Origin of the sequence: Streptomyces sp. A1277 (genome assembly GCF_004795015.1) — a bacterium.
Lineage (GTDB): Bacteria > Actinomycetota > Actinomycetes > Streptomycetales > Streptomycetaceae > Streptomyces.
Genome location: NZ_SSBI01000003.1, coordinates 66,170 through 90,439, shown reverse-complemented (window position 1 = coordinate 90,439; position 24,270 = coordinate 66,170). Strand labels below are relative to the sequence as shown.

22 protein-coding genes and 1 riboswitch are annotated in these 24,270 nt (G+C 72.7%); of the genes, 11 read left to right on the top strand and 11 right to left on the bottom strand.

Translation table 11 applies throughout. From position 1 onward, the window contains the following. Positions 1 to 16: 16 nt before the first annotated feature. The 3 genes from E6R18_RS03120 to E6R18_RS03110 all read left to right on the top strand — a co-directional run bounded on the left by E6R18_RS03120 (position 17) and on the right by E6R18_RS03110 (position 3,157). A complete protein-coding gene (locus E6R18_RS03120) occupies positions 17 to 628 on the top strand; it encodes a TetR/AcrR family transcriptional regulator (RefSeq protein WP_136315273.1) in 612 nt (203 codons plus the stop codon). 355 nt (positions 629 to 983) lie between these two features. Continuing rightward, the gene (locus E6R18_RS03115) at positions 984 to 1,601 is read left to right on the top strand and encodes a DUF4126 domain-containing protein (protein ID WP_206308202.1); all 618 of its coding nucleotides are present in this window, start codon (positions 984 to 986) and stop codon (positions 1,599 to 1,601) included. Positions 1,602 to 1,639: 38 nt separating this feature from the next. Continuing rightward, positions 1,640 to 3,157: an NAD(P)/FAD-dependent oxidoreductase gene (locus E6R18_RS03110; protein ID WP_240799577.1), complete on the top strand. Its 1,518-nt coding sequence runs from the start codon at positions 1,640 to 1,642 to the stop codon at positions 3,155 to 3,157. A gap of 19 nt (positions 3,158 to 3,176) precedes the next feature. Here E6R18_RS03110 and E6R18_RS03105 read toward each other — a convergent pair whose 3' ends face one another. The 5 genes from E6R18_RS03105 to E6R18_RS03085 all read right to left on the bottom strand — a co-directional run bounded on the left by E6R18_RS03105 (position 3,177) and on the right by E6R18_RS03085 (position 7,633). After that, a complete protein-coding gene (locus E6R18_RS03105; protein WP_136315271.1) occupies positions 3,177 to 4,046 on the bottom strand; it encodes a hypothetical protein in 870 nt (289 codons plus the stop codon). A gap of 50 nt (positions 4,047 to 4,096) precedes the next feature. Next, positions 4,097 to 5,014 carry a methylenetetrahydrofolate reductase [NAD(P)H] gene (metF, locus tag E6R18_RS03100; protein WP_136315270.1) on the bottom strand — a complete coding sequence of 306 codons (918 nt, stop codon included), beginning with the start codon at positions 5,012 to 5,014 and terminating at the stop codon, positions 4,097 to 4,099. A gap of 128 nt (positions 5,015 to 5,142) precedes the next feature. After that, on the bottom strand, positions 5,143 to 5,796 hold the full coding sequence (thiE, locus tag E6R18_RS03095; RefSeq protein ID WP_136315269.1) for a thiamine phosphate synthase: 654 nt from the start codon (positions 5,794 to 5,796) through the stop codon (positions 5,143 to 5,145). A 104-nt stretch (positions 5,797 to 5,900) separates the two neighbouring features. Continuing rightward, on the bottom strand, positions 5,901 to 6,266 hold the full coding sequence (locus E6R18_RS03090; RefSeq protein ID WP_018555504.1) for an Rv2175c family DNA-binding protein: 366 nt from the start codon (positions 6,264 to 6,266) through the stop codon (positions 5,901 to 5,903). Between the two features lie 65 nt (positions 6,267 to 6,331). Continuing rightward, complete coding sequence (locus tag E6R18_RS03085) at positions 6,332 to 7,633, bottom strand: FAD-dependent oxidoreductase (protein ID WP_136315268.1); 1,302 nt, start codon at positions 7,631 to 7,633, stop codon at positions 6,332 to 6,334. 100 nt (positions 7,634 to 7,733) lie between these two features. Continuing rightward, positions 7,734 to 7,845, top strand: a riboswitch (TPP riboswitch). On the opposite strand from E6R18_RS03085, the gene thiO reads away from it, so the two are divergent. The 5 genes from thiO to E6R18_RS03060 all read left to right on the top strand — a co-directional run bounded on the left by thiO (position 7,843) and on the right by E6R18_RS03060 (position 13,129). After that, positions 7,843 to 9,021, top strand: a complete 1,179-nt coding sequence (gene thiO, locus E6R18_RS03080) for a glycine oxidase ThiO (protein ID WP_136315267.1) — start codon at positions 7,843 to 7,845, stop codon at positions 9,019 to 9,021. (Overlaps the previous riboswitch by 3 nt.) After that, positions 9,018 to 9,236 carry a sulfur carrier protein ThiS gene (gene thiS, locus E6R18_RS03075; protein ID WP_136315266.1) on the top strand — a complete coding sequence of 73 codons (219 nt, stop codon included), beginning with the start codon at positions 9,018 to 9,020 and terminating at the stop codon, positions 9,234 to 9,236. Before thiO ends, thiS begins: the two co-directional genes overlap by 4 nt. A gap of 2 nt (positions 9,237 to 9,238) precedes the next feature. Continuing rightward, positions 9,239 to 10,033: a thiazole synthase gene (locus E6R18_RS03070; RefSeq protein ID WP_136315265.1), complete on the top strand. Its 795-nt coding sequence runs from the start codon at positions 9,239 to 9,241 to the stop codon at positions 10,031 to 10,033. Between the two features lie 171 nt (positions 10,034 to 10,204). Beyond that, complete coding sequence (pknB, locus tag E6R18_RS03065) at positions 10,205 to 12,151, top strand: Stk1 family PASTA domain-containing Ser/Thr kinase (protein ID WP_136315264.1); 1,947 nt, start codon at positions 10,205 to 10,207, stop codon at positions 12,149 to 12,151. A gap of 6 nt (positions 12,152 to 12,157) precedes the next feature. Then, positions 12,158 to 13,129 (top strand): deoxyribonuclease IV, encoded by a 972-nt coding sequence (locus E6R18_RS03060; RefSeq protein ID WP_240799576.1) that lies wholly within the window; start codon positions 12,158 to 12,160, stop codon positions 13,127 to 13,129. Here E6R18_RS03060 and E6R18_RS03055 read toward each other — a convergent pair. Further along, positions 13,093 to 13,725, bottom strand: coding sequence for a sulfite oxidase-like oxidoreductase (locus E6R18_RS03055; RefSeq protein ID WP_136315263.1), 633 nt, complete (start codon positions 13,723 to 13,725; stop codon positions 13,093 to 13,095). The genes E6R18_RS03060 and E6R18_RS03055 overlap by 37 nt on opposite strands. Before the next feature lie 154 nt (positions 13,726 to 13,879). On the opposite strand from E6R18_RS03055, the gene bfr reads away from it, so the two are divergent. Next, positions 13,880 to 14,359 (top strand): bacterioferritin, encoded by a 480-nt coding sequence (gene bfr, locus E6R18_RS03050; protein WP_136207094.1) that lies wholly within the window; start codon positions 13,880 to 13,882, stop codon positions 14,357 to 14,359. Between the two features lie 25 nt (positions 14,360 to 14,384). Here bfr and E6R18_RS03045 read toward each other — a convergent pair whose 3' ends face one another. Together E6R18_RS03045 and E6R18_RS03040 are read right to left on the bottom strand one after the other, a co-directional pair. Continuing rightward, positions 14,385 to 14,645 (bottom strand): (2Fe-2S)-binding protein, encoded by a 261-nt coding sequence (locus E6R18_RS03045; protein WP_136315262.1) that lies wholly within the window; start codon positions 14,643 to 14,645, stop codon positions 14,385 to 14,387. A 171-nt stretch (positions 14,646 to 14,816) separates the two neighbouring features. Then, complete coding sequence (locus E6R18_RS03040) at positions 14,817 to 16,169, bottom strand: 3-deoxy-7-phosphoheptulonate synthase class II (protein ID WP_136315261.1); 1,353 nt, start codon at positions 16,167 to 16,169, stop codon at positions 14,817 to 14,819. A 151-nt stretch (positions 16,170 to 16,320) separates the two neighbouring features. Between E6R18_RS03040 and E6R18_RS03035 the strand changes: the two genes are divergently transcribed. Next, entirely contained in the window at positions 16,321 to 19,101 is a 2,781-nt protein-coding gene (locus E6R18_RS03035) for an N-acetylmuramoyl-L-alanine amidase (RefSeq protein ID WP_206308201.1), read from the top strand. Between the two features lie 250 nt (positions 19,102 to 19,351). Beyond that, on the top strand, positions 19,352 to 21,220 hold the full coding sequence (locus E6R18_RS03025) for an anthranilate synthase family protein (protein WP_136315259.1): 1,869 nt from the start codon (positions 19,352 to 19,354) through the stop codon (positions 21,218 to 21,220). A 31-nt stretch (positions 21,221 to 21,251) separates the two neighbouring features. On the opposite strand, the gene E6R18_RS03020 is transcribed toward E6R18_RS03025, so the two are convergent. The 3 genes from E6R18_RS03020 to E6R18_RS03010 all read right to left on the bottom strand — a co-directional run bounded on the left by E6R18_RS03020 (position 21,252) and on the right by E6R18_RS03010 (position 24,247). After that, on the bottom strand, positions 21,252 to 22,256 hold the full coding sequence (locus tag E6R18_RS03020; protein WP_136315258.1) for a 2-hydroxyacid dehydrogenase: 1,005 nt from the start codon (positions 22,254 to 22,256) through the stop codon (positions 21,252 to 21,254). A gap of 69 nt (positions 22,257 to 22,325) precedes the next feature. Beyond that, positions 22,326 to 23,018 carry a response regulator transcription factor gene (locus E6R18_RS03015; RefSeq protein ID WP_136315257.1) on the bottom strand — a complete coding sequence of 231 codons (693 nt, stop codon included), beginning with the start codon at positions 23,016 to 23,018 and terminating at the stop codon, positions 22,326 to 22,328. Further along, positions 23,015 to 24,247, bottom strand: a complete 1,233-nt coding sequence (locus tag E6R18_RS03010) for a DUF5931 domain-containing protein (protein WP_136315256.1) — start codon at positions 24,245 to 24,247, stop codon at positions 23,015 to 23,017. The genes E6R18_RS03015 and E6R18_RS03010 overlap by 4 nt, the downstream gene beginning before the upstream one ends. Positions 24,248 to 24,270 lie beyond the last annotated feature (23 nt).

Sequence of the window (24,270 nt, the reverse complement as noted above, 5' to 3'; positions counted from 1 at the left end):
TGTGAGAATCAGGAGCATGGAAAGCAGTAGCAGCACGCGCCGCCAGGCCACCCGGCAGAAGCTCTACGAAGCGGCCGTCACCCTCATCGCCGAGAAGGGCTTCTCGGCGACCACGGTGGACGAGATCGCCGACCGCGCCGGGGTCGCGAAGGGCACGGTCTACTACAACTTCAAGAGCAAGACCGAGCTCTTCGAGGAGCTGCTGCGCCACGGCGTCGGGCTGCTCACCGCGTCCCTGCGGACGGCGGCCGAGGAGACCGGTGCGCGCGGCGGCAGCCGGGTCGAGGCGCTGGACGCCATGATCCGGGCCGGTCTGGTCTTCATCGACCGCTATCCCGCCTTCACCCAGCTGTACGTGGCCGAGCTGTGGCGCACCAACCGTGCCTGGCAGTCCACCCTGCTGGTGGTGCGCCGCGACGCCGTCGCCGTGGTGGAGGGCGTCATCGCGGAAGGCGTGGCGAGCGGTGAGCTGAGCGAGGAGATCGACGTGCCGCTGACGGCGGCGGCGCTGGTCGGGATGGTGCTGGTGGCGGCGCTGGACTGGCAGGCGTTCCAGCCGGAGCGCTCGATCGACGACGTGCACTCGGCACTGTCCCTGCTGCTGCGCGGCCGCGTCAGCGGCCACTGAGGCCGCCCGCCCCCTCGTGCGCACGAAGGCGCCGGTCCGGCGGGGCCCGATCCTTCCGAGCCCGCCCGACCGGCGCCTTCCGTGCTGCCGCAGGACCTTCCCCCGTGACCCCGTGTCCCCCGTGGTCCCGAGTCCTCCGCCGCGCACCCCCGTTCGGAAGGGAGTGCCGCTCCGGTACCGCCGCCCCGTGCCGGCGGGTGCCGGGGCAGTGCCCCTTCCGTGGCGACCACTCTGCCGTTCGGACAGGTCGCGGCCCATCCGTGCGGCTACTCATCCCGGCTTCTGAGTACGGGTACTCAGAGCTGGGCGTCCGGGCCCTGCCGCGATGTCCGACCTCCTCGCTACGATCGCGTCCGTGTCCGTACTCCCCCTGGTGTTCACAAGCGGCTGGGCGAGCGGGATCAACGCGTACGCGGTGGTCCTCCTGCTCGGCGTCTTCGGCGCGACCGGCGTCAGCGACGAGGTGCCCGCCTCGCTCCAGCGCACCGACGTGCTCGTGGTCGTCGCCGTGCTCTTCCTCTTCGAGGTGGTCGCGGACAAGATCCCGTACGTCGACACGGTCTGGGACTCGGTGCACACCGTCGTCAGACCGGTGGCGGGCGCGGTCGTGGCGGCGCTGCTGGCGGGGGAGAGCGGTTCGCTGCCCCAGATCGCGGCCGGTGCCATCGGGGGTTCCACCGCGCTGGTGAGCCATCTGGTGAAGGCCGGTACGCGGATGGCGGTCAACACCTCCCCCGAGCCGTTCAGCAACATCGCGCTGAGCGCGGCCGAGGACCTGGGCGTCGCCGGGGTCGTCACCTTCGCGATATTCCACCCGTGGATCGCGGCGGCCATCGCCGGGACGCTGCTGTTGCTCGGCGTGGTGATACTGGTCTTCCTGGCCTCCCGCATCCGCCGGTTCCTGCGCCGCAGGGCGCAGCGCCGCGAGGAGAAGCGGCAGGCCCGGGCGGCTGCCTTCTGGCCGCCGACCTGACGGCCGGGCTGCCGGTGGCGGCCGTTAAGGTCGCATCCATGGCACGAATTGCGGTGATCGGCGCCGGGATGGGCGCGATGGCGGCGGCGGCCCGGCTGGCCGTGGCAGGCCACCGGGTGACGGTGTACGAGCGGTCGCAGACGTACGGCGGCTCGCTCGGCCGGCACGCCGATGAGGGCTTCGCGTTCGACACCGGGCCCGGTCTGCTCCATCTCCCCGCGGTCTACCGGGACCTGTTCGTGAAGACCGGCAAGGAGCCGCTGGAGCGGTGCGTCACGCTGGCCCAGGTGGACCCGGCGAGCCGTCATGTCTTCGCTGACGGGACCGCGGTGTCCCTGCCGAACGCGTCGCGTGCCGGGACCGTCGCCGCCCTGGACGCCGCGCTCGGCGGCGGGGCGGGCACGAAGTGGGGGGCCTTCCTCGACCGGGCCCGGGATGCCTGGGACCGCTCCCGCCGGCCGCTCCTGGAGGAGCCGCTGCGCCCCGACTGGCAGGTGCTGGCCCGCGATCCGTATCCGGCCGAGGAGCGGCGGCGGCTGCTGCGCCCGGCCCGGCGGGCGGGGACGGTGGCGGAGATCGGCGCCTGGGAGCTGGCGGACCCCCGGCTGGCGGCCCTGCTCGACGGATACGCGCTCGGCTACGGCCTGGACCCCCTGCGCGCCCCGGCGAGCGCGGCCCTCCTGCCGTACATGGAGGAGACGTTCGGCAGCTGGTACGTCATGGGCGGCATGCGCGCGCTGGCGCGGGCGGTGTACGAGCGGTGCCTGGCGCGGAAGGTGGAGTTCGCCTTCGGAGCCGAGGTGGCCCGGGTCGTGGAGAAGGACGGCCGGGCGGCGGGGGTGGAGCTGGCGGACGGGACGGTCGCGGAGGCCGACCGCGTGGTGCTGGGCGCACGGCCGCGCCCGGACCTGGTGCCGGGTCAGGAGCTGTGGGACGAGGGCGATGTGACGGTGCAGCCGAGGGCGGGCGGTGCCGGTGCGGCCGGCCGGTTCGTGGTCCTGCTGGCGCTGCGCGGGGGCCGGCCGGCGGACGCCGTGCACCGGACGGTGGTGCATCCGGCGGACGGGGCGGCCGAGCGCGCGGCGGTGTTCGGGGGCCGGACCGCCGCGCACCCCACGGTGACCGTGCTGCGCCCTGACGACCCCTCGACCCGACCCGACGCGGCGCACGAGGCGGTGACGCTGACGGCGACGGTCGCCCCGCACGGCCCGGTGGACTGGACGGACGAGGCGCTGCGCGCGCGGTACGCGGACACGCTGATCGACGCGGCGGGCGCGGCCGTGCCGGGTCTGCGCGAGCGGGTGCTGCACACGTGGGTGCGGACGCCCGTCGAGACGGCCGCGGACACGGGCGCGGAGGGCGGCGCCGTTCCCGCACCGGCGCTGGCGGGTGCCGGGGGCGGGTTCCTCCACGCCGCCAACCGCACCCGGCTGCCTGGGCTGTTGCTGGCGGGCGGCTGGTCGCATCCGGGCGGTGGCCTGGCGCACGCGGGCATGTCCGGGGCGCTGGTCGCGGGGACCGTGGTCGAGGGGGACGGCTTCCGCGGGTCGCAGTGACCCGTCGGCCGACGAGCCGTCAGTAGCGGTACTGGTCGTTGTAGCCGGTGTCGTAGCCGTTGGGGTACGGGGCCGGCCGGGCGGCGGGCTGCTCCGCCGGGTACTGCTCGCTCTCGCGCTGCTGCGGCACCCAGACACCGCCCGGCGGGGTCTCCGAGCCGTACGTCTCGGACTGCGCGTACGCCCCGGGGTGCTGCTGCTGGTCGCCGTAGGCGTCGTAGTTCCCGTAGCCGTCGTAGGTGCCGTACTGCGGGGTGCTCGCGGTGGTGCCGATGTACGGGTCGGAGTAGGCGGCGTACTGCTGCTGGTCCGTGCCGTAGTCGTACGGGCCGGCCCCGGCGTAGGTGTCCTGGCCCTGGGGCTGCGGCTGGTGGGCCGGGTGGCCGGCGTAGGGGTCGTACGCGTCGTACTGCGGTGCGGCCTGGGGTTCCTGCTGCGGCTGCTGCGGCTGCTGCGGCTGCGCGGTGCAGACGCCGTACTGCCCGGTGTCCTCGGGCATCGGCTCCGTCTCGTAGACCGCGGCGGCGGACGGCGGGGCCATCGGGGCGTCGCCCTCGTGCTCCGCCTCCAGGCCGGAGACCTCCAGCGTGGGCTTGCGGTCGCCTCCGCCGCGCCGGCGGCGGCTCTCCCCGGGCTTGCCCCCTACCGCCCAGCCGGTCGAGAAGCCCTTGCGGAACGAGAGCGTGACGTAGGTCTGGCCGGTGGCGAAGGCCACCGCGCCGAGGGCGATGACGGGCACGGACGGCATCAGCACGCCGATGACCACACCGAGGAAGCCGGTGAAGGCGAGCAGACGCCAGCGGAGCCGGGCCTTGTACTGCAGCAGTACCTCGCCGAGCAGCCACAGCGCGACGACACCGAACGCGATGTAGAGGACCGTCCAGCCCATGCCCGCCCCCTTCTACGGCCACCGCCCCGGGTGGTGGCGGGTACGGCCGGTCACGACTGCTTGTGCAGTCCGAGATTCTCGTAGATCTCGAGCGTCGCAGTCGAGTTGTTCAACGTGATGAAGTGCAGTCCGGGCACACCCTCGGACAGCAGCTTCGCGCAGAACCGCGTTGCGAAGTCGATGCCAATGGAGCGTACAGCCGCGGGGTCGTCCTTGGCGGCGAGGATGCGCTCTTTCAGCTCGGCGGGCAGCGTCGCGTTGCTGAGCTGGGCGAATCGCTCCAACTGCCGGACGCTGGTGACCGGCATGACCTCGGGGATGATCGGGGTGTCGCAACCCGCGGCGACCACCCGGTCACGCATCCGCAGATACGCCTCCGGGTCGAAGAACATCTGTGTGATCGCGTAGTCGGCGCCCGCGCGGCACTTGTCCACGAAGTACCGGACGTCGGTGTCCCAGTCGGCGGAGCGCGGGTGCCTCTCGGGGAACGCCGCGACGCCGACGCAGAAGTCGCCGGCCTCCTTGATCAGCCGGACCAGGTCGGCCGCGTACTTCACGCCCTGCGGGTGCTCGACCCACGGGCCCATCGGATCGCCCGGCGGGTCCCCGCGCACGGCGAGGATGTTCCGGATGCCGGCGTCCGCGTACTGGCCGACCATGTTGCGCAGTTCGGCGACGGAGTGGTTGACCGCCGTGAGGTGGGCGACCGGGGTGAGCGTGGATTCGGCGGCGATGTCCTGGGTGGCCTTCACCGTCCCGGCGCGGGTGGAGCCGCCGGCCCCGTACGTCACGGAGACGAAGCTCGGCCCGACCGCCTCGACCCGGCGCAGCGCGTTCCACAGGTTGCGCTCGCCCTTCTCGGTCTTGGGCGCCCAGAACTCGAACGAGTACGAGGTCTCGCCGGTCGCGAGCATCTCACGCACGGTGCGCGCGTGATCTGTCCTGGTGGAGGGTGTGCCAAGGGCCATACCGGCAGGTTAACCAGGGCGGAGCGGCCTCCCAACCGAACCGGGGACATTTGCCGGAATTGACTGATTCTTGTCCACCCTTCGGACAGATCTGTCCCAGACCCGCCGTTCCGGACGCGACCGTCCCGTCAGGCCCCGGCGCGCTCGCGGACCCTGCGTGCCAGTTCAGCGGCGGCGGCGCCCGGATCGGACGCCTCGGTGAGGGCCCGTACGACGACGATCCGGCGGGCTCCGGCGTCCAGCACCTGGTCAAGGTTGTCCGCGTCGATCCCGCCGATGGCGAACCACGGGCGGGCGGGGGCGAGCGAGGCCGCGTAGCGCACGAGGTCCAGCCCGGGGGCGTGCCGCCCGGGCTTGGTCGGGGTGGGCCAGCAGGGGCCGGTGCAGAAGTAGTCGACGCCGGGCTCGGCGACGGCCGCGTCGACCTCGGGCTCGGCGTGCGTGGAGCGGCCGATGACCGCGTCCGGGCCGATGACCGCGCGGGCGGCGGGCACCGGAAGGTCGCCCTGGCCCAGGTGCAGCACGTCCGAGCCGATGGCGTGGGCGACGTCCGCCCGGTCGTTGACCGCGAGGAGCTTGCCGTGGCGCTTGCAGGCGTCGGCGAGGACGGCGAGGTGGTCGAGCTCCTCGGCCGCCTCCATGCCCTTGTCGCGCAGCTGGACGATGTCCACCCCGCCCGAGAGCACCGCGTCGAGGAACTCGGAAAGGTCGCCCTGGCGCCTGCGGGCGTCCGTGCACAGGTAGAGCCGGGCATCGGACAGTGTCGCGCGAGGCGTGGACATGGTGCGGTTCCCCCCGGGGAAGGCGATGGCGGCGGATCGGTGGTGCGGCGCGGGAACGCGGGCCGCCCGTGCGGTGCGGCCCGCGTTCCCGGTACTGCGGTCGGTCAGACGGCGAGCGCCTGGGCGCGGCGCTTCACCTCCGTGCCGCGATTCTCACTCAGTGCCTGCGCGGGGGTGCCGGGCAGGGTCGGGTCGGGGGTGAAGAGCCATTCGAGCATCTCCTCGTCGGAGTAGCCGTCGTCCTTCAGGAGCGTCAGGGTCCCGGAGAGGCCCTTGACCACCCGGCTGCCGTCGATGAAGGCGGCCGGCACCTGGAGCGCCCGGTTCTCCCCACGGCGTACGGCGATGAGCTGGCCCTCCTTGACCAGCTGCCGCACACGCGTCACCTCGACATCGAGCATTTCCGCGATGTCGGGCAGGTGGAGCCAGGCGGGGACGAGTGCATCGATCTTTGCGTCAATCTCGGTCACGGGGACAAGCCTGCCATCCCGGACTGACAGCGGAAACCCGGACGCGGCCCTTCAGGGGCGCGCGCTCACGGCAGCACCGCCGACTTCAGCGGTACGGACGGGTCGCCGGCCCGTTCCGTATCGAGCCGGGCCCCCGCCTCGATGAGCCGGCGCCCCTGGGCCAGGTCGCGCGGCCGGCCGACGGCGAGCACGGCGGCCAGGACGCCGCCCCGCAGCCAGCACACCGACCAGGCGGGATCGGCCGGGTCGCCGCGCCACAGCAGGGTGTCGGCGTCCGCGTGGTGGCCCGCGTACTGGACGAACCGGCCGAACTGCTCGGACCAGAAGTAGGGCACGGGGTCGTAGGGCGGGATCTCCGCCGCGCCGTCGGCCGCCTGCGCCCCGCCCTGTTCCGCGCCGTCGGCCGCCGGCGCCCCGCCCTGTTCCGCGATGTGGGCGGCGGCGGTCCGGGGGCCCTGGAGGGCGTTATCCCAGTGGTGGACGACCAGGCGGGTGCCGTAGCGGGCGGAGGGGAAGGAGGCGCAGTCGCCGACCGCGTACACATCGGGCTGCGAGGTGCGCAGCGCCGCGTCGGCGGTCACCGATCCTTCGGGGCCGAGCGCGATCCCGGAGTCCGCGAGCCAGCCGGTGGCGGGCCGGGCGCCGATGCCGACGACGACCGCGTCGGCGGGCAGGGTGCGGCCGTCTGCGAGGACCACCGCGCCGGGCTCGACGCGGGCCACCCGGGCCCCGGTGAGGAGCCGGGCGCCGCTCTCCTCGTACCAGGCGGCCATCGGGGCGGTGACCTCGGCGGGCAGCGCGCCGGCCAGGGGGCGGTCGGCGGCCTCGACGACGGTGACCGCGCAGCCGGCGGCGCGGGCGGCGGTGGCGAATTCGGCGCCGATCCAGCCGGCGCCGACGACCACGACGGCGTGGCCCGCCGCGAGGACGGGGCGCAGCCGGGCCGCGTCGTCCAGGGTGCGCAGGAGATGGACGCCGGGCACCCCGTCCGAGCCGGGCAGGGCGACGGGTTCGGCGCCGGTGGCGAGGACCAGGACGTCGTAGGGGACCGGGCCCGCCGAGGTGTCCAGTTCGTGGGCGCCGGTGCGCACCCCGGTCACCTCGCAGCCCAGGCGCAGGGCGATGCCGAGCCCTTCGAAGTCGATGTCGAAGGCGGACTCCTCGGCCTTGCCGAGCAGCACCGCCTTGGACAGCGGGGGCCGGTCGTAGGGCCGGTGGGGTTCGGCGCCGATCAGGGTGACGGGCCCGGTGAAGCCCTGTTCCCGCAGGGCGACCGCGGTCTGCACGCCCGCCATGCCCGCGCCGGCGATGACGACCCGGCGCTCCGTCCGCTCGTCGGGCCGCTCGGCCCGCTGCTGCTCGCTCACCTGTCCACCTTACGCATCTGACGGGGCGTCAGGAAAGTGGTGGCCGCAGCCACCGCCCTCCCTGCCCGCTCCGCGGGCGAGGTCGTTAGGGTGGCCACCGTAAGACACTCGCGGGAGCCCGGACGCACCGGGCTGAGAGGGAGGCTGGCGGCCTCCGACCGTACGAACCTGATCCGGGTCATGCCGGCGAAGGGAGGGGCTGGACGCCCATGCGCACCCATCGCACCGACGGGTCCGACGTCCTCGTCATCGGGGGCGGCATCATCGGCCTGGTCACCGCTTGGCGGGCCGCACAGCGCGGCCTGTCCACCGCGCTCGCCGATCCCGAGCCGGGCGGCGGAGCGGCCCGGGTGGCGGCCGGGATGCTGGCCGCCGTCACCGAGCTGCACTACGGCGAGGAGATGCTGCTCGGGCTCAACCTCGCCTCGGCCCGGCGCTATCCGTCGTTCACGGCCGAGCTGGAGGCGGCGAGCGGACAGGACATCGGCTTCCGCGCCTGCGGCACCCTGGCCGTCGCGCTGGACGCCGACGACCGCGCCCATCTGCGCGAACTCCACGAGCTGCAACGCCGCTCCGGGCTGGAGTCGGAGTGGCTGACCGGGCGCGAGTGCCGCCGCCTGGAGCCGATGCTCGCGCCGGGCGTGCGCGGGGGTCTGCGGGTGGACGGCGACCACCAGGTCGACCCGCGCCGGCTGGCCGCCGCACTGCTCACGGCCTGCGAACGGGCCGGCGTCGTCTTCCACCGCCACCGGGCCGACCGCCTCTCGGTGGCCGCCGACCGGGCCACCGGCGCCGTCCTGGACGACGGTACCCAGGTGGCCGCCGATCAGGTCGTGCTCGCCGCCGGCAGCCTGAGCGGCCGGCTCGCCGGGGTGCCCGCCCACGTCCAGCCGCCGGTCCGCCCGGTGAAGGGCCAGGTCCTGCGGCTGACCGTGCCCCCGGCGTACGCCCCCTTCCTCTCGCGCACCGTGCGGGCGGTCGTCCGGGGCAGCCACGTCTATCTCGTACCACGCGAGAACGGCGAGCTGGTCGTCGGCGCCACCAGCGAGGAGATGGGCTGGGACACCACCGTCACGGCCGGCGGGGTCTACGAGCTGCTGCGCGACGCCCACGAGCTGGTGCCCGGCATCACCGAGCTGCCGCTCACCGAGACCCGGGCCGGCCTGCGCCCCGCCTCCCCCGACAACGCCCCGCTGCTCGGCCGCACCGCGCTGCCCGGCCTCCACCTCGCCACCGGCCACCACCGCAACGGCGTGCTGCTCACCCCCGTCACCGGAGACGCCATGGCGTCGCTGCTGGCCGACGGCGAGCTGCCCGAGGCGGCCCGCCCCTTCTCCCCCGCCCGGTTCTCACCCGCCGCACCCGCACCCCAGGAGCAGCCCGCATGACCGAGTCCACCCCGCTAACCGTGTCCGTCAACGGCGAGCCGGTCGCCGTCGCCGCGGGCACCACCCTGGACGCCCTCGTCGCGACCCTGACCGGGGCGCCGACCGGCGTGGCGGCCGCCCTCAACGAGACCGTGGTGCCGCGCGGGCAGTGGCCCGCCGCCGCGCTCACCGACGGCGACCGGGTCGAGGTCCTGACCGCGGTCCAGGGAGGCTGACCGTGTCCGACGACCTCTTCACCCTCGGCGGCACCGACTTCACCTCCCGGCTGATCATGGGGACCGGCGGGGCGCCCAGCCTGGACGTGCTGGAGCGGTCCCTGACCGCGTCCGGCACCGAGCTGACCACCGTCGCGATGCGCCGCCTCGACCCGACCGTGCAGGGCTCCGTGCTCTCCGTACTGGAGAAGCTCTCCATCCGGGTGCTGCCGAACACGGCCGGCTGCTACACGGCCGGCGAGGCCGTGCTCACCGCCCGGCTGGCCCGCGAGGCGCTCGGGACCGACTGGGTCAAGCTGGAGGTGGTGGCCGACGAGCGCACCCTGCTGCCCGACCCGGTCGAGCTGCTGGACGCCGCCGAGACGCTGGTGGACGACGGTTTCACCGTGCTGCCGTACACCAACGACGACCCGGTCCTCGCCCGGAAGCTGGAGGACGTGGGGTGCGCGGCGGTCATGCCGCTCGGCTCCCCCATCGGCTCGGGCCTGGGCATCCGCAACCCGCACAACTTCCAGCTGATCACCGAGCAGGCCCGGGTCCCCGTGATCCTGGACGCGGGCGCCGGGACCGCGTCGGACGCGGCGCTCGCCATGGAACTGGGCTGCGCGGCCGTGATGCTCGCTTCGGCGGTGACCCGCGCCCAGGAGCCCGAGCTGATGGCCGCCGCGATGCGGCACGCGGTTCAGGGCGGACGCCTCGCGTACCGCGCCGGGCGCATCCCGCGCCGCCACTTCGCGGAGGCGTCGTCGCCGGTGGCGGGGCGTGCGGTGCTCGATCCGGAGCGGCCGGCGTTCTGAGAGCGGCCGGCGTTCTGAGAGCGGCCGGCGTTCTGAGAGGGGCCGCCGGACCGCGGGAACCCGGGATTCCGGCCCGCGGCCCGCATGTCCCTGTCACGGCTCGGCTCCAGTCCGGCGCCGGGTTCGCCCCGGACCGTCGGGCGTGTCGGTGGCGGCTCGTAGACTCGCATGGTGGATACGACCCTCCAGGACCCCCTCGTCGGGCAGCTGCTCGACGGCCGCTACCGCGTCGATGCCCGCATCGCCGTGGGCGGCATGGCCACGGTCTACCGGGCCATGGACACCCGGCTCGACCGGGTGCTCGCCCTCAAGGTGATGCACCCGGCGCTCGCGACCGACGCCTCGTTCGTCGAGCGCTTCATCCGCGAGGCCAAGTCGGTGGCGCACCTCGCCCACCCCAACGTCGTCGCGGTCTTCGACCAGGGCGCCCAGGGGCAGTACGTCTACCTGGCCATGGAGTACGTCGCCGGGTGCACGCTGCGCGATGTGCTGAGCGAGCGCGGCGCGCTCCGGCCGAGGGCCGCGCTGGACATCCTGGAGTCGGTGCTCGCGGCGCTCGGCGCGGCGCACCGGGCGGGCTTCGTGCACCGCGACATGAAGCCGGAGAACGTGCTGATCGGGGACGACGGCCGGGTCAAGGTCGCCGACTTCGGCCTGGTCAGGGCCGTGGACGCGGTGACGAACACCACCGGGACGATCCTCGGCACCGTCTCCTACCTCGCCCCCGAGCAGATCGAGCACGGCACGGCCGACACCCGCGCCGACGTGTACGCCTGCGGTGTGGTGCTGTACGAGATGCTGACCGGCGACAAGCCGCGTGACGGCGATTCGGCCGCCCAGATCATCTACCAGCACCTGAACGAGGACGTGGCGCCCCCGTCCGCCGCCGTCCCCGGGCTCGCCCCCGAACTGGACGAGCTGGTGGCGAGCGCCACCGCCCGGGACCCGGAGGCCCGCCCGTTCGACGCGGTGGCGCTGCTCGCCGAGGCCCGCGGGGCGCGCGACGCCCTCACGGACGCGCAGCTCGACGCCGTACCCCCGCAGGCCCGCACCGGGGCGCGGGACGAGGCCGAGGCGGGCGGGGACACCGAGAAGACCGACGCGCGTACGACGGTGCTCCCCCGGGTCCTCCCGCAGGAGCTGGGCACCGCCCACCACACCGACCGGCTGGAGATGCCCCCGCCCCCGGAGGACCCGCTGCCGCCCCGCCGGACCGGGCTGCGCGGCGGACCCCGGCGCGGCCTGATCGCGGCGGTCCTCGCGGTGCTGCTGGTCCTGGGCGTCGGCGGCGGCGTCTGGTACATCAACTCGGGGCAGTTCACCAAGGTCCCCTCACTGCTCGGCCAGACCGAGAAGACCGCCCGGCAGCGGCTCTCGGACAGCGGTCTCGACGTGAAGGGCGTCGAGCGCGCCTACAGCGACACCGTCGACCGGGGCAAGGTGATCAGCAGCGACCCGAAGTCGGGCGCGCGGATCAGGGACAACGGCTCGGTCGCGCTCGTCGTCTCGCGCGGGCCGGAGATCGTGGAGGTGCCCGACGTCGAGGGCATCCGCCTGGCCGACGCCAAGCGGCAGCTGAAGAAGGCGGGCCTGCTCCCCGGCATGGTCACCAAGGAGTTCAGCGACGACGTGGCGGCCGGCGAGGTGGTGCGCACGGACCCCGAGGCGGGCACCGAGCGCCATCCGGACTCGGCGGTCGCGCTCGTGGTCTCCAAGGGCAGCCCCGTGGACGTCCCCGACGTCACCGGGCTCTCCGTCGAGGACGCCACCGACGCGCTGGCCGACGAGGGGCTGAAGGCCGAGGTCGCGCCCGGCCGGGTGCACTCGCCCGAGGACAAGGGCGATGTCGCCCGCCAGTCGCCGGCCGAGGGCACCGAGGCGGCCGAGGGCGACACCGTCACGCTGACCGTGTCCGACGGGCCCCGGATGATCGAGGTGCCGGACGTCACCGGCAAGGACGCGGACGACGCCCGCGGCGAGCTGGAGGCGGCGGGCTTCGAGGTCAAGGTCGACCGCCCGTTCCTCTCCTTCAGCGACAAGATCGCGAGCCAGTCCGTGGACGGCGGCGACAAGGCCCCCGAGGGCAGCACCATCACCATCAAGACCAAGGGACTGTAGATCCGTATGCGCAACCCTGTCGGCGGCCATGTGCCGGTGGCCGGCGGCCTCGCCGAGGTCGGCCTCTCCTACGCCCGCGAGATGGGCGCGGAGGCCGTCCAGGTCTTCGTCGCCAACCCGCGCGGCTGGGCCACCCCGACCGGCAACCCGGCGCAGGACGCGCTGTTCCGCGCCGAGTGCGCCGCCGCCTCCATACCGGCGTACGTGCACGCCCCGTACCTGATCAACTTCGGCTCGCACACGCCGGCCACGGTGGAGCGGTCCGTTGAGTCGCTGCGCCACTCGCTGCGCCGGGCCCGCGAGATCGGCGCCCTGGGCGTCGTGGTGCACACCGGCTCGGCCACCGGCGGGCGGCCCCGCGAGGAGGCCCTGGCCCAGGTGCGTACGTACCTGCGACCGTTGCTGGACGAGCTGACGCACGACGACGACCCGTTCCTGCTGCTGGAGTCGACCGCGGGCCAGGGCTCCTCGCTCTGCTCGCGGACCTGGGACTTCGGCCCGTACTTCGATGCGCTGGACGCCCACCCGAAGCTCGGCGTCTGCCTGGACACCTGCCACATCTTCGCGGCGGGGCACGACCTCGCGGGCCCCGGCGGCATGAAGGAGACGCTGGACCTGCTGGTGGAGACGGTCGGCGAGGGCAGGCTGAAGCTGATCCACGCCAACGACTCCAAGGACGTGGCCGGCGCCCACAAGGACCGGCACGAGAACATCGGGGCGGGTCACATCGGCGAGGAGCCGTTCCGCGAGCTGTTCACGCACCCCGCGACCGAGGGCGTCGCGCTGGTCATCGAGACCCCGGGCGGCAAGGAGGGGCACGCCACCGACGTGGCCCGGCTCCAGGCGCTGCGCGACGGGCGCTGCGCGACGGGGGCTGACCGGGCGAGGGCTGACCGGGCGGGGGCGCGGGCGCTGCGCCCGGGCGGTCAGAGCCCGGGCGGTCAGAGCTCGGGGCCGTCCCCGGGCTCCTCCTGGTAGGAGTAGCGCTGTTCCTTCCAGGGGTCGCCGACGTTGTGGTAGCCGCGCTCCTCCCAGAAGCCCCGGCGGTCGACCGTCATGTACTCGACGCCCCGGACCCACTTGGGACCCTTCCAGGCGTACAGGTGCGGGACGACGAGCCGGAGGGGGAAGCCGTGCTCGGCGGTCAGCAGTTCGCCGCCCTTGTGGGTGGCGAACACGGCCCGCTCGGAGGCGAAGTCGTCCAGCCGGAGATTCGAACTGAATCCGTACTCGGCCCACACCATCACATGGGTGACCTGAGGGGCGGGCGGCGCGAGAGCCACGACGTCGCGGGCGAGCACGCCGCCCCATTCGGCGCCGAGCATGCTGAATTTCGTCACGCAATGCAGATCGGCGACGACCGTGGAGAACGGCAGCGCCGAGAATTCCTCGTGGTTCCAGCAGTGCTTCTCGCCGTCGGCCGTGGCGCCGAAAACGCGGAACTCCCAGCGGTCGGGTTTGAACTTGGGCACCGGTCCGTAATGGGTGACCGGCCATCCGCGCTGCAGTCGCTGGCCCGGCGGAAGCTCGGACTGCTCTGATGCGCGGTGTTCCCGGCTTTCCGGCTGACCCATGACTCCATGGTGACAGACAGGCGGGGGTGGTCGTGACCAGGGCCGGGCCGATTGGGGCAACTCGCACTAAGCGTGCACTTACTGGACGGCCAACGGGCGCGATGCGAGGATGCGGCCAACGTGCCCAGTTCACCGGTTGGAAGGAGCCTCTGCGATGCAGGGCGACCCCGAGGTCATCGAGTTCCTCAACGAACAGCTGACCGCCGAATTGACTGCCATCAACCAGTACTTCCTGCACGCGAAGATGCAGGACAACTTCGGCTGGACGAAGCTCGCGAAATACACGCGCGCGGAGTCCTTCGACGAGATGAAGCACGCCGAGATCCTGACCGACCGCATTCTCTTTCTCGACGGCCTGCCGAACTATCAGCGGCTCTTCCACGTGCGTGTCGGCCAGACGGTCACCGAGATGTTCCAGGCGGACCGGCAGATCGAGGTGGAGGCGATCGACCGTCTCAAGCGCGGTATCGAGCTGATGCGCAACAAGGGCGACATCACCTCGGCGAACATCTTCGAGTCGATCCTCGCGGACGAGGAGCACCACATCGACTACCTCGACACGCAGCTGGACCTGGTCGAGAAGCTCGGTGAGCCGCTGTACATCGCCCAGCTGATCGAGCAGCCGGACAGCTGACCGGCCCCGGAGGCCGGCGCCGCGCTCAGGCGGCTTCGGGAAAAGCCGCCGCCGGGTCGGAGACGGGCGCGGAACCAGCGGCGGCGGCGGGCGTCTGCTTGCTGTCGAGGAGCTCGCGGCGCGGGCAGGAGCCCCGGCCGAGCATCGCCTGAATGGTACGGACGCAGCCGCCGCAGTCGGTGCCCGCCTTGGAGGCGGAGGCGATCTGGCGGGGCGTGCGGGCCCCGGCGGCCGCATGGTCCTTGACCTGCTGCTCCGTAACGCCGAAGCACGAGCAGACGTACATGCGGTTCACCTCCCGGCGGGGACGGATCGTGGGCGCCGCCCCGATGATCGGTGAGGCTAACCTAACCTTACCCGCCGCCCCGGGGCGGTAAAAGCCCGGGAACGCCCTGTGGGGCACGGATCACATTCGATCCGTGCCCCACAGTCGTACGGGTGCTGCCCGAGGCGACGCCTACTGGTCGCGGTACATCTCGGCGACCAGGAACGCCAGGTCGAGCGACTGGCTGCGGTTGAGCCGGGGGTCGCAGGCCGTCTCGTAGCGCTGGTGGAGGTCGTCCACGAAGATCTCGTGGCCGCCGCCGACGCACTCGGTGACGTCGTCACCGGTCAGCTCGACGTGGATGCCGCCCGGGTGCGTACCGAGGCCCTTGTGCACCTCGAAGAAGCCCTTCACCTCGTCCAGGACGTCGTCGAAGCGGCGCGTCTTGTGGCCGGAGGCGGCCTCGAAGGTGTTGCCGTGCATCGGGTCGGTCACCCAGGCCACGGTGGCGCCGGAGGCGGTGACCTTCTCGACCAGCTCGGGCAGCTTGTCGCGGACCTTGTCGGCGCCCATCCGGACGATGAAGGTCAGCCGGCCGGGCTCGCGCTCGGGGTCGAGGCGCTCGATGTAGCCGAGGGCCTCGTCCACGGTGGTCGTCGGGCCGAGCTTGATGCCGATGGGGTTGCGGATCTTCGAGGCGAACTCGATGTGCGCCCCGTCCATCTGGCGGGTGCGCTCACCGATCCACACCATGTGGCCCGAGGTGTCGTACAGCTGGCCGGTGCGCGAGTCGGTGCGGGTCAGCGCCGTCTCGTAGTCCAGCAGCAGCGCCTCGTGCGAGGCGTAGAACTCGACGGCCTTGAACTCGGCCGGGTCGGTGCCGCACGCCTTCATGAAGTTCAGCGCGTTGTCGATCTCGCGGGCCAGGGCCTCGTAGCGCTGGCCCGAGGGGGACGACTTCACGAAGTCCTGGTTCCAGGCGTGCACCTGGCGCAGGTCGGCGTAGCCGCCGGTGGTGAAGGCGCGCACGAGGTTCAGCGTGGAGGCGGAGGCGTGGTACATCCGCTTCAGCCGCTCCGGGTCGGGGATCCGGTCGGCCTCGGTGAAGGCGAAGCCGTTGACGGAGTCGCCGCGGTAGGTCGGCAGGGTCACGCCGTCGCGGGTCTCGGTCGGCTTGGAGCGCGGCTTGGAGTACTGACCGGCGATCCGGCCGACCTTGACGACGGGCACGGAGGCCGCGTAGGTCAGGACGGCGCTCATCTGGAGCAGCGTCTTCAGCTTGGCCCGGATGTGCTCGGCCGACACGCCGTCGAATGCCTCGGCGCAGTCGCCGCCCTGCAACAGGAACGCCTCGCCCTTGGCGACGGCTCCCATACGGGCACGCAGCTGGTCGCACTCGCCTGCGAAGACGAGCGGCGGATACGACGCGAGGTCCGCGAGTGCATCGCGCAGGGCCTCGGAGTCGGGGTACTCGGGCTGCTGCGCCGCGGGAAGGTCTCGCCAGGTGTTGCCACCGGCGACGGAGGTATTGGCGTTCACGGTCACGGATCCCACATTACGGGGTCGCGCCCCCTGCTTTTCCGGTTGCTCAATGACTGAGACGGACGTCTCGGCGCGGCCGCCGCCGGGCCCGGCGGCGGGGCCTGCTAGCCTCACGTTTTTCAGCGTTGGACAAGTGGACAACAGGGGTGGGGACTTGAAGCGGAATCACCGTAGGGACCTCGGGAAGAGACGGCTGCTGTTCGGCGCCGGTGCCGCTGTCGTCGCCACCGCGACGATCGGCACCCTGGCGATGGCCTCCCAGGACCCCGCGTCCACGGGCGCCGGGCCGGTCTCGGCGTCCGCGGTGCTCCAGGCCCAGTTCGAGGACGCGGCCCGCGAGTTCGACGTGCCGCAGAGCGTGCTGATGGCGGTCTCGTACCGGCAGACGCGGTGGGAGAGCCACGACGGCGAGCCGAGCACCAGCGGGGCGTACAACGTCATGGGGCTGACCAGTGTGTCGCCCAAGGACGTGGAGCAGCCGGACGACGAGGAACGTCTGGCGCACATGAACATGAGCGGCCGGCCGGAGATCGAGAAGACCTTCGACGCCGCGAAGGCGCTGCGCTCGCTGCCGAAGAAGACGGTCGACACCTCCGACCCCCGGCTGCACACGCTGGACAAGGCCGCCGAGCTGATCGACACGGACACGACGTCGGTCCGCGACGACACCGAGGACAGCATCCGCGCGGGCGCGGCCCTGCTCGCCGAGTACCAGCGCGAGGCGAAGGGCTCGCTGTCGGACGACGCCTCCCAGTGGTATCCGGCGGTGGCGCGGTTCAGCCAGTCCCCGGACAAGAAGGGCGCCGACCTCTTCGCGAAGCGCGTCTTCGAGTCGATCCGCACGGGCGAGAGCGCGCTCACCCAGGACGGCCAGCAGGTCTCGCTGCCCGCCGCCCCCTCCGTCCAGCCGGTCAAGCCGGCGAACGTGCCGCTCGCCGCGAGCTTCGCGAGCACCGCCGCGGCTCCCACGCCGGAGTGCCCGTCCGGTCTGAACTGCGACTTCGTGCAGGCCAAGACGTCGAGCACGGGCAAGCGCGGCTACACCCCCGCCGTGCGGCCCGCGCAGGGCGTCGACATCCGGCAGATCGTGATCCACGACACCGAGGGCGACTACGCGAGCTCGCTCGCCACGCTCACGAACCCGGACTCGGCCGCGAGCGCGAACTACCTGGTGCGCGCCTCGGACGGGCTGGTCACGCAGATGGTCGAGAACAAGGACCTGGCGTGGCACGCGGGCAACTGGACCCTGAACATGCACTCCATCGGCGTGGAGCACGAGGGCTACGCCATCAAGGAGGGCAGCTGGTACAGCGAGTCGCAGTACGAGTCGACCGCGGCGCTGGTGAAGTTCCTGGCCGACAAGTACGGCATCCCGCTGGACCGTGAGCACATCATCGGCCACGACGAGGTGCCCGTTCAGCTGGACCGGAACATCTCGGGGACGCACTGGGACCCGGGCCCGTTCTGGGACTGGAACCACTTCATGGGCCTGATGGGGGCCCCGACGGGCGCGAGCGGCGCCGGCGGCCCGGTCAAGGCGGGCCAGCTGGTGCGCGTGGTGCCGCCGTTCACCACGGCCAACCAGCCGAAGCTGACGTACGGCACCAAGGCGGTCACCGCGCGGCCGGCCAACTTCGGCTACCTCTACACCTCGCCGTCCACGACGGCGTCCACGCTGACCGACCCCTACTTCTCGGCGCTGTGGAGCGAGGGCTCGAACTGGTCCGACAAGGTCCGCGCGGGCGACACCTATGTCGTCGCCGAGGCGAAGGGCGACTGGACGGCGATCTGGTACGGCGGGAAGAAAGCCTGGTTCTACAACCCCGGCGGCCAGTACACCGTGCCGCTCGCCGCTGCCCCGCGCGTGGTGAAGGCCAAGGCCGGGGTGACGGTCCGGATCTACGGGCGCTCCTACCCGGAGACCGCCGCCTACGACGCCGCGGGCCTGGAGGCCCCGACGGACAACCCGGACTACCTGACGAAGTACACGCTGCCCGCGGGCCAGGCGTACACGCTGGCCGGCGCCGAGGTGAAGGGCGACGACTGGTTCGGCTCCGCCCAGCGCAACGTCGTCGGCTCCGCCGGCTACCTTCCGATCCGCTACAACCACCGCATGGCGTGGGTGAAGGCGAGCGACGTCCAGACCTCCACGAGCGTCGCACCGGACGCCGGGACCGACCGGTACGACATGATCGGCCGGGACAGCGCCGGACGCATCTGGCAGTACCAGGGCACCGGCAGCGCCTCCTCGCCGTACTACCGCCGCTACCAGGCCGGCTACGGCTGGGGCAGCTACACGGCGATGACCGCCATGACCGCGCTGCGGGCGGACGGCACGGGCGACTTCGTGGCCCGCGACAAGGACGGCGTGCTCTGGTACTACCGGGGCAGCGGCAACCCGGACAAGCCGTACATGGCCCGGCTCAAGACCGGCAGCGGCTGGAACCAGTACGACAGCCTGACCGGCATGCGCGACCTCGACGGTGACGGCAAGGCCGACCTGATCGCCCGCAACGCCGCCGGCGACATCTACTTCTACAAGGGCACGGGCACCCCGGAGAAGCCCTTCGCCCCCAAGGCCAAGATCGGCACCGGCTGGCAGATCTACGACCAGATCGTCTCCACCGGCGACCTCAACGGCGACGGCAAGGCGGACTTCGTGGCCCGGGACAAGTCCGGGACGCTGTGGATCTACACGGGCACCGGCTCGGCCTCGGCCCCGTACGACAAGCGGGTCAAGATCGGTACCGGCTGGGGCAAGTACAAGCTGCTGCTCGGCCCGAGCGACCTGGACCGTGACGGCCGGGGCGACCTGGTCGGCGTGGACGCGGCCGGAGATTTCTGGTTCTACCACTCCACCGGCAAGGTGACGGCTCCGTTCGCGACGAAGTCGCAGGTCGGGAACGGCTGGCAGATCTACGACATGCTGTTCTAGCCGACAGCACGTCCTGTGCGCGCGGGGCCCTTTCCCATCCGGCCGGGTGGGAAAGGGCCCCGCCACCGTCCGGCGTGGGTTAGGGTACGGGGCATGTTCGCGCACTCGACCCGCAACTGGTGGTGGACCGCTCATCCGGCGGCCCACTGATCGCGCGTACACACTGACGCAGAGGCCGCCCGAGGGGCGGCCTTTTCCGTGTCCGCGGGCCGTTCCTCCCAGCTGATCCCCCTGGAAGGAACCGAACCCCATGAGCATCGACAGACTCCTGAGCGACGACTGCCCGCCCTTCGCCCTGCTGCGCCGCCGCACCCCCGGCCACGACCACGACACCGTCGAGGTGCTGATCGGCCGGGTGCACGAGGCGGACCGGCTCGCCGAGATCCCCGTCGGTGAGCGGCCCTCGCTGGCGCTGGTGCCGTTCCGGCAGATCGCGGAACGCGGCTTCGACGTACGCGACGACGGCACACCGCTGTCCGTCCTGGTCGCCGACGAGTCGTACACCCTGCCCCTCGACGAGGCACTGGAGCGGCTTCCGCGCCATGAAGTCCACGTGGCGGACGGGGAGTTCGACGTCAGCGACGAGGAGTACGCCGGGACCGTGCGGCGGGTCATCGAGGACGAGATCGGCCGGGGCGAGGGCGCGAACTTCGTGATCCGGCGGACGTTCCGGGGACGGATCGAGGGGTTCGGCCGGGCGGACGCGCTGGCCCTGTTCCGGCGGCTGCTGGCCGGGGAGCGCGGGGCGTACTGGACGTTCGTCGTGCACACCGGGACCAGGACGCTGGTCGGCGCGAGCCCCGAGGTGCATGTGCGGATGTCCGGCGGGACCGTCGTGATGAATCCGATCAGCGGCACCTACCGCTACCCCGTCGAGGGGCCGACCGCCGAGGACCTGCTCGCCTTCCTCGGCGACCGCAAGGAGACCGAGGAGCTCTCCATGGTGGTCGACGAGGAGCTGAAGATGATGTGCACGGTCGGCGACATGGGCGGGGTGGTGATCGGCCCCCGCCTCAAGGAGATGGCCCATCTCGCGCACACCGAGTACGAGTTGCGCGGGCGCTCCTCGCTGGACGTACGCGAGGTGCTGAAGGAGACCATGTTCGCGGCGACCGTCACCGGCTCCCCCGTGCAGAACGCCTGCCGGGTCATCGAGCGGTACGAGGCCGGCGGGCGCGGCTACTACGCGGGCGCGCTGGCCCTGCTGCGCCGGGCGCCGGACGGCACGCAGACCCTGGACTCGCCGATCCTGATCCGCACCGCCGACATCGCGGCCGACGGCGGGCTGCGCGTGCCCGTCGGGGCGACGCTGGTGCGCCACTCCGACCCGGACGGCGAGGTCGCCGAGACCCATGCGAAGGCGGCCGGGGTGCTGGCCGCGCTGGGCGTGCGGCCGGCCCGGCCCGACTCGGAGCGGGAGCGGCCCCGGCTGGCCGCCGATCCGCGGGTGCGGGCCGCTCTGGACGCCCGGCGGGACGGGCTCGCCCCGTTCTGGCTGCGGATGCAGGAGCGCACCGCCGAACACCTGGGCCATGCACTGGTGGTGGACGGGGAGGACACGTTCACGGCGATGCTGGGGCACCTGCTGCGTGCCTCGGGGCTCGACGTCACCGTGCGCCGCTACGACGAGCCGGGGCTGCGCGAAGCGGTGCGGGCGCACGAGGGGCCCGTGGTGCTCGGCCCCGGCCCCGGGAATCCGGGTGACGCGGCCGACCCGAAGATGCGGCTGCTGCGGGCGATGGCCGCCGAGCTGGTGCGGGAGCACCGGCACGGGCTGCTCGGGGTGTGCCTGGGCCATGAGCTGATCGCGGCGGAACTGGGCCTGGAGATCGTCCGCAAGGCGGTGCCGTACCAGGGTGCGCAGACCCGTATCGATCTGTTCGGGCGGCCGGAGACGGTCGGCTTCTACAACAGCTTCACCGCGCGCTGCGACGACTCGGGGGCGGCCGGGCTGGCGGCGCGGGGCATCGAGGCGAGCCGGGACGCGGCGAGCGGGGAGCTGCACGCGCTGCGCGGGGGCGGTTTCGCCTCGGTGCAGTTCCACCCGGAGTCGGTGCTGACGCTGCGCGGGTCGGCGATCGTGTCGGAGCTGCTGGCGGGGCTGCCGGTGCACGGCTGAGGCGCGGCCCCCGGGTCCTGGCCGGGCGGGGTCAGGGCCCGGGGCGCGCGGGCACCAGGACGTTGTCGCCGTGGCGGCCGGCCAGGTAGTCGTCGACGTTCCGCACGGTGGCGTCGATGATCTGGCCCACCGCGTCCTCGGTGTAGTACGCCTGGTGCGAGGTGACGATGACGTTCGGGAAGGTGACGAGCCGGGCCAGGGTGTCGTCGTCCACGCCCTCCAGGGACTTGTCGAGGAAGAAGAGCCCGGCCTCCGCCTCGTACACGTCGAGCCCGACGCCCAGGAACCGGCCCGCGCGCAGCTCACCGACCAGGGCCGAGGTGTCGACGAGGCCGCCCCGGCTGGAGTTGACCAGGATCGCGTCGTCCTTCATCCGGGCGAGCGCGGCCTCGTCGATGAGGTGGTGGGTCGAGGGCAGCAGCGGCACGTGCAGGCTGATCAGGTCGGACTCGGCGAGCAGCTGCTCCTTGTCGACGTAGCGCATGCCGAGTTCGACGCAGGCCGGGTTCTCGGCGACGTCCCAGCCGAGCAGCTTCATGCCGAAGCCGCGGGCGATCCGGGTGAACGCCTCGCCGATCTTGCCCGTGCCGATGACGCCGGCCGTGCGGCCGTGCATGTCGCGGCCGAGGAGCCCGTCGAGCCGGAAGTCGAAGTCGCGGGTGCGTCCGGCGGCCCGGATCACCCGGCGGTTGACCGCCATGGCGAGCGTCCAGGCGAACTCGGCGACCGAGTAAGGGGAGTAGTAGGAGACCCGGGAGACGCGCAGGGCGAGGCGCTCGGCGACGTCCAGGTCGATGTTGTTGAAGCCGGTGGAGCGCTGGGCGATCATCTGCGTGCCGCCGGCCGCGAGGGTCTGCAGCACGCCGCCGCCCAGGTCGGCGTTGACGCTGGTGGAGATGATCTCGTAGCCGGCCGCGATGGGCGCGGTGTCCCGGTTCAGGAAGACGTCCAGGCACCGGACGTCGTGCTTGCCGGCGAATGCCTTCTCGATCAGCGGCTTCTCGTCGGACTGCACTCCGAAGGCCAGGATCTCCACGACGTCTCCCCTGCTCTCTGCGCGTGGCCGGTCACCGCGAATATACGGCGGAGTGCCCCGCCGTGCCGCTCAGGCGTCGTCCAGGCCGCGCTCTATGGCGTACCGCACCAGCTCGACCCGGTTGTGCAGCTGGAGCTTGCCCAGGGTGTTCTGGACGTGGTTCTGGACGGTGCGGTGCGAGATGACGAGCCGTTCGGCGATCTGCTTGTACGAGAGCCCCTTGGCGACCAGCCGCAGCACCTCGGTCTCCCGGTCGGTGAGTTCGGGGGCCTTCGGCTCGTCGGAGGCGACCGGTGCCGGTTCGGAGGCGAGCCTGCGGTACTCGCCGAGCACCAGACCGGCGAGGCCCGGCGTGAAGACCGCGTCGCCGGCGGCGGTGCGGCGGACTGCGTCGGTCAGCTCCTGGGTGCTCGCCGACTTCATCAGATAGCCGGTGGCGCCGGACTTGACCGCCTCCAGGACGTCGGCGTGCTCACCGCTGGCCGAGAGGACCAGCACCCGCAGCCCGGGCTGCGCGCCGACGAGGGTCTTGCAGACCTGGACCCCGGGCATGCCGGGCAGGTTGAGGTCGAGGACCAGGACGTCGGGCGTGACGGCACCGGCCCGGCGGACGGCCTGCGGCCCGTCGCCGGCGGTCGCCACCACGTCGAAGCCGGCCTCGGCGAGGTCGCGGGCCACGGCGTCGCGCCACATCGGATGGTCGTCGACCACCATCACCCTGATCGCCCGCTGCCCGGTGCCCTCTTCGTGTGTCGCGCTCATCGGACCGAACCCGCCTTCCCCCGTGAAACCTTCGGAACCTTCAATTCGACCTCGGTGCCCTGGCCGGGCACCGAGATCAGTTCTGCCGTGCCGCCCAGGTCGCGCAGCCGCCCGCGGATCGACAGGGCGACGCCGAGCCGTCCCTCGCCCTCGGCCTGCGCGAGGCGCCCCTCCGGGATGCCTGGGCCGTCGTCCCGGACCGTCACGATCACCTCGTCCGGCCAGTCCTCCAGCAGGATCCACGCCTGGGCGCCCTCCCCCGCGTGCACCCGGACATTGTCCAGGGCCGCGCCGACGGCCGCCGCCAGTTCCGCGGCCGCCGGGGCCGGGAGCAGCACCGGGGCGCCGGGCTCCGCGAAGCTGACCCGGGAGCCGGCGTGCGGGGTGAGGAGCGTACGCAGATCCCGCTCGCCGCCGTCCGCGTCGCCCGGCTCGTCGTCGTCCGTGTCGACGGTCCGTACGACGGCGCCCTCGGAGGCGTCCTCGGAGACCCGGGTCGGGGGGACCAGGCCGCTGGAGACCAGGGTGCGCAGGGCGACCTCCTGCTCCCCGGCCATCCGGCCCAGCTCCGCCGCCTCCCCGCCGAGCGCGGCGCCCCGCCGCTGCACCATCGCGAGGACCTGGAGCACGCCGTCGTGGATGTCCCGGGCCAGCCGTTCCCGTTCGCGGGTGGCGGCCTCGATCTCCAGGGCGCGGGCGAGGGTGCGCTCACTGGCGCGGGCCACCTCCACGACGTATCCGATGGCGATGGAGGCGACCCAGACCAGCATCACGTTGTGCAGGGTGTCGCGGCTGGGCTCGCCGCGCTCGATGAGGTTGGCGACGGCGACGAGGCTGGAGGCGAAGCCGGCCCAGCGCCAGCCGCCCTTGATCGCGAAGGCCAGGACGGAACCGGCGGTCCAGATGGACGGCAGGGTCGGCCCGTCGACGTGCTGGGCCTGGAGGTCGGCGAGCGGGGTGACGATGATGCCGGTGAGGGCGATGGCCAGGTCCGCGCCGAGGAAGCGCTTGGTGCAGGCGGCGGCGCTGCCCACCTTGGGCAGGGTGACCAGCGTCCAGAGGACCATCAGCGACAGGAAGGTGATCGCTATCCAGGGCCGCTCGTAGTCGTGCCGGGCGAAGGCGGCGAGCAGGACCGCGTAGAGCATCGTCAGGACGCGGTACGCCGTCAGGGCGCGCCACAGCGGCTGCTCGACCGACATCCGTACCACGCGTACGCGCTTGACCATGCTGTTCTCCCCCACCCCCGGCG

What these genes read in the sequence shown, in the direction of transcription:
- E6R18_RS03120 (WP_136315273.1), top strand. Translation starts at nt 17, where the DNA reads ATGGAAAGCAGTAGCAGCACGCGCCGCCAGGCCACCCGGCAGAAGCTC.
- E6R18_RS03110 (WP_240799577.1), top strand. Translation starts at nt 1,640, where the DNA reads ATGGCACGAATTGCGGTGATCGGCGCCGGGATGGGCGCGATGGCGGCG.
- E6R18_RS03105 (WP_136315271.1), bottom strand. Translation starts at nt 4,046, where the DNA reads ATGGGCTGGACGGTCCTCTACATCGCGTTCGGTGTCGTCGCGCTGTGG.
- metF (WP_136315270.1), bottom strand. Translation starts at nt 5,014, where the DNA reads ATGGCCCTTGGCACACCCTCCACCAGGACAGATCACGCGCGCACCGTG.
- thiE (WP_136315269.1), bottom strand. Translation starts at nt 5,796, where the DNA reads ATGTCCACGCCTCGCGCGACACTGTCCGATGCCCGGCTCTACCTGTGC.
- thiO (WP_136315267.1), top strand. Translation starts at nt 7,843, where the DNA reads ATGCGCACCCATCGCACCGACGGGTCCGACGTCCTCGTCATCGGGGGC.
- thiS (WP_136315266.1), top strand. Translation starts at nt 9,018, where the DNA reads ATGACCGAGTCCACCCCGCTAACCGTGTCCGTCAACGGCGAGCCGGTC.
- E6R18_RS03060 (WP_240799576.1), top strand. Translation starts at nt 12,158, where the DNA reads ATGCGCAACCCTGTCGGCGGCCATGTGCCGGTGGCCGGCGGCCTCGCC.
- E6R18_RS03055 (WP_136315263.1), bottom strand. Translation starts at nt 13,725, where the DNA reads ATGGGTCAGCCGGAAAGCCGGGAACACCGCGCATCAGAGCAGTCCGAG.
- bfr (WP_136207094.1), top strand. Translation starts at nt 13,880, where the DNA reads ATGCAGGGCGACCCCGAGGTCATCGAGTTCCTCAACGAACAGCTGACC.
- E6R18_RS03045 (WP_136315262.1), bottom strand. Translation starts at nt 14,645, where the DNA reads ATGTACGTCTGCTCGTGCTTCGGCGTTACGGAGCAGCAGGTCAAGGAC.
- E6R18_RS03025 (WP_136315259.1), top strand. Translation starts at nt 19,352, where the DNA reads ATGAGCATCGACAGACTCCTGAGCGACGACTGCCCGCCCTTCGCCCTG.
- E6R18_RS03015 (WP_136315257.1), bottom strand. Translation starts at nt 23,018, where the DNA reads ATGAGCGCGACACACGAAGAGGGCACCGGGCAGCGGGCGATCAGGGTG.
- E6R18_RS03010 (WP_136315256.1), bottom strand. Translation starts at nt 24,247, where the DNA reads ATGGTCAAGCGCGTACGCGTGGTACGGATGTCGGTCGAGCAGCCGCTG.